This window comes from Ginsengibacter sp., from assembly GCF_057362405.1.
In genome coordinates, this window is the sequence record NZ_JBMQQG010000090.1 from 1 (window position 1) to 3,449 (window position 3,449).

Below are 3,449 nucleotides of genomic sequence, written 5' to 3' on the forward strand. Positions count from 1 at the left end.
AGTTAAAAATCTTCCCGCCATCATGAAGAATTTTACATTCTGTAAAGAAGATATTGAAAGCTTCCAACCCGATGCAGTAGTACTCATCAATTACTCTGCTTTTAATTTAAGAATGGCCAAATGGACGCATATCAAAAAATATAAAAACATCTTCTATATTTCACCGCAGGTATGGGCCTGGAAAGAAAGCAGGGTTAACACCATTAAGAAGTATGTTGACAAAATGATTGTGATACTTCCTTTTGAAAAGCAATTTTTTAAAGACCGTGATTATGATGTTGAATATGTAGGACATCCCCTGGCAGATGTTATTGAAAGTTTCCAGAAAGAACATGCCTCCATCAAACAAACATCAAATATAATTGCCCTGCTGCCCGGCAGCCGCAGGCAGGAAATAAAAAGCCAGCTTCCCATTATGCTCGAAGCTTCAAAGAATTTTCCAAACTACAATTTTATTTTAGCGAAGGCCCCCTCGGTTGACGACTCATTTTATGAACCGTTTCTTTCCGGGTATAAAAATGTGGAAGTAATAGCAAACGATACATATTCTTTATTGATGAAGGCAACTGCGGCGTTAGTAACTTCAGGAACCGCAACATTGGAGACCGCTTTGTTTGGCGTACCCGAAATTGTTTGTTATAAAGCAAGCAACATATCTTATCAAATAGCCAGGCGATTAGTAAAGCTGAAATACATCTGCCTCGTAAATTTAATTATGGATAAAGAAGTGGTGAAAGAGTTGATACAGGATAAGCTCACGTCAGCAAATATCACTAAAGAGTTACAGGCAATATTAATTGATACTTTAAAAAGAGAAAAAATGGAATCCGACTATCAACAATTAAAAAAATTATTATCAGAAGGCGGTAATGCATCGGCGAATGCAGCAAAGAGTATATATGAGTTTACAAAAAGGCAGTAGTCAATTGGCGGTGGTTAATAGGCACTGATAGCTGATACCTGACCCATCATTCTTCATTCCTTAAACCTTAACAATGAACGACTCAATAAAAATTTTAAATACAGAAATAGTTTGTAAAAGCTGGCATACACTTAAGAAAGTAAATTTCGAATATCAACAGAAAGATGGAAGCTGGCAAACCCAAAGCAGGGAGGCATATGACCGGGGAAATGGCGCGGTGATTCTATTGTATAACAAAGAGCAAAGAAGTATCATCCTAACTGAGCAATTCAGGATGCCAACTTACATTAATGGCAATGACACAGGAATGATGATAGAAGCCTGCGCAGGATTACTGGATAATGATAACCCTGAAGATGCAGTAAAAAGAGAAACAGAAGAAGAAACAGGTTATAAAATAAAGGAAATAAAAAAAGTTTATGAAGCGTACATGTCGCCGGGTTCTGTGACAGAAATTTTATATTTTTTTATTGCCGAATATTCGAAAGATATGAAAGTGAACGAAGGCGGCGGCGTTGCGCACGAACATGAAAACATTAAAGTACTTGAAATGGATTTTAATGATGCGCTCAACATGATTGAAACCGGGGAAATTAAAGATGCAAAAACAATAATGTTATTGCAATATTTGAGATTGAAGAATATTTTATAAAACAGTAGCCACAACACATTCAATAGGTGTGAAATTGTTTTTCAAATTAGCACATCAATAAAAAAGCTTTTAAAAAGTTGAACTCTCCAAAAGCCTTCATCTAATCATAACGCTTTCATCTAAATTACCATAACGAATTTCCCTTGTAATAATCGAGAATCTTGGATCTCAATACAAAATTATATTTGGAAACAATCAGGTTTATATTGGTTGCGTTTAAATTATTTTTTGCAATAAGATAAATATCTGAAGTGATAGCGCCCGCATCAAACTTTGCCTGCGCCGCATTAAAAGATTCAGTAAATGATTTGACCTGGTCGAGCAGGATAGCATATTTATTTGAGGTATTTTTGAAATTAACATAAGCCCTTTCTATTGACTGCTGCAATAATGTTTTGGTATTTTGCTCAACAAGCTGTGTTACCTTAAATTGAATTTTTGCCGTGCGAACCCGGCTCCTGGCCTGCGCTCCGTTAAATATCGGGATTGATAACCCAAGTCCTATATATTTTGAAAGATTATTATTGAATTGTGTACCAAAAGAAACTTTTTCAGTACTATAAGTATTTTGCTTTGTCATCACTGGAATTTGCGAACCATTCACAATTACATAGTCAGGAGAAGCAACATCCTGGCTGGTTAACAGGGTGGAATTGGTAATGGCACTGGAATAATTACTTCCTATACTTCCGTTTAAATACAATGTTGGATACAATTGTCCCTGCAAAGCACGAACATATTTTCCCGCACTTTCTGTACGAAAATGAACAGCTTTTATTTGAGCAAATTGTTGCAATGCCGTATCATAAATTTTAGAGGGATCGGCAACAAAATCTCTATTAAACGCATCGTCCGGAAGCGCTTCCACTTCAAGGCTATCACTGTAAGGTATATTAAGTAATTGTGCAAGAGAAAGCTTTGCTTCGGCAATAGATGCAATATTATCTGCAATATTTAACTGGTCAGACGCCAATTGTCCTTTTAAGGTGTAATAATCGGACGGAGAAATTGAACCGGCGTCATTTTTTAAAGAGTCTATATCCACCTGGCGACGTGTTGCTTCTTCCTGTAGCCGTGCATTTCGCAACAAATCTTCCGCACTTAATACATTTAAATAAGCCAGGATAATATTGATAGTAAGATTATCCTTCGACTGCTGCAGTTCCATCTTTGATGCTTCATAAGCCAATGAATTTGACTTAATGTCGTTCTGCAACGCAAGGCCATTAAATAAGGTAACGTTGGCGTTTATTCCATAATTGGACGAATTAATATTTTGATTGACAAATGCATTGGTAATTGGGTCATTGGTTCTGCCGGAATTAATACCATAATTAGCCGATGCATTTACATTTGGCAGCATGCTGAGCTTTGTTTGTTGCATGGCAATACGTGCCTGCTGGCTTGATAGGTCGGCCCTGTTTACATCAATATTGTTTGTAATGCCCATTTGTATCGCCTCTTTTAAAGTCAGCGTTTTTTGTGCTTGCAAAAAAAAGCAGCTTAAAAGTAAAAATGTACTAAGAAAGATCGTTTTCATTTTCATTATTTGGCCTCACCCTTCTTTATGTTGAGTAGTGAGCGTTTTTTTAATTTTTAATTCTTAATTTTTAATTACGAATTGTCTAAGATTCTTTTTCTATCCGGCCGTCCAGCAAGTGAATAATTCGTGAACCATACGCTGCATTTTTTTCAGAGTGAGTTACCTGTACGATGGTAACGCCTTCTTTATTTAATTCAGTAAAAATTTCCATGATCTCCTCCCCTTGTTTTGAATTAAGATTACCTGTAGGCTCATCAGCTAAAATTAATTTTGGCCTTACAATTAAAGCTCTTGCAATACCCACCAGTTGTTGCTGCCCCCCGGAAAGGTTA

General features: G+C 36.5%; 4 protein-coding genes. 2 read left to right on the plus strand and 2 right to left on the minus strand.

The window, feature by feature from the left end:
- Both lpxB and ACO1O5_RS07770 read left to right on the plus strand, forming a co-directional pair.
- On the plus strand, positions 1 to 922 hold a 922-nt coding region (lpxB, locus tag ACO1O5_RS07765; protein WP_486269272.1), incomplete at its 5' end, for a lipid-A-disaccharide synthase.
- Positions 923 to 995: 73 nt separating this feature from the next.
- Positions 996 to 1,574 (plus strand): NUDIX domain-containing protein, encoded by a 579-nt coding sequence (locus ACO1O5_RS07770; protein WP_486269273.1) that lies wholly within the window; start codon positions 996 to 998, stop codon positions 1,572 to 1,574.
- A gap of 124 nt (positions 1,575 to 1,698) precedes the next feature.
- Here the strand turns inward: ACO1O5_RS07770 and ACO1O5_RS07775 are convergent, their stop codons facing one another.
- Together ACO1O5_RS07775 and ACO1O5_RS07780 are read right to left on the minus strand one after the other, a co-directional pair.
- Positions 1,699 to 3,114: a TolC family protein gene (locus ACO1O5_RS07775; RefSeq protein ID WP_486269274.1), complete on the minus strand. Its 1,416-nt coding sequence runs from the start codon at positions 3,112 to 3,114 to the stop codon at positions 1,699 to 1,701.
- An 85-nt stretch (positions 3,115 to 3,199) separates the two neighbouring features.
- A partial coding sequence (locus ACO1O5_RS07780; protein WP_486269275.1) for an ATP-binding cassette domain-containing protein occupies positions 3,200 to 3,449 on the minus strand: 250 nt, incomplete at its 5' end.

Bases quoted from the DNA above. Each gene is read 5' to 3' on its own strand.
- ACO1O5_RS07775 (WP_486269274.1), bottom strand. From the start codon at position 3,114: ATGAAAACGATCTTTCTTAGTACATTTTTACTTTTAAGCTGCTTTTTT.
- ACO1O5_RS07770 (WP_486269273.1), top strand. From the start codon at position 996: ATGAACGACTCAATAAAAATTTTAAATACAGAAATAGTTTGTAAAAGC.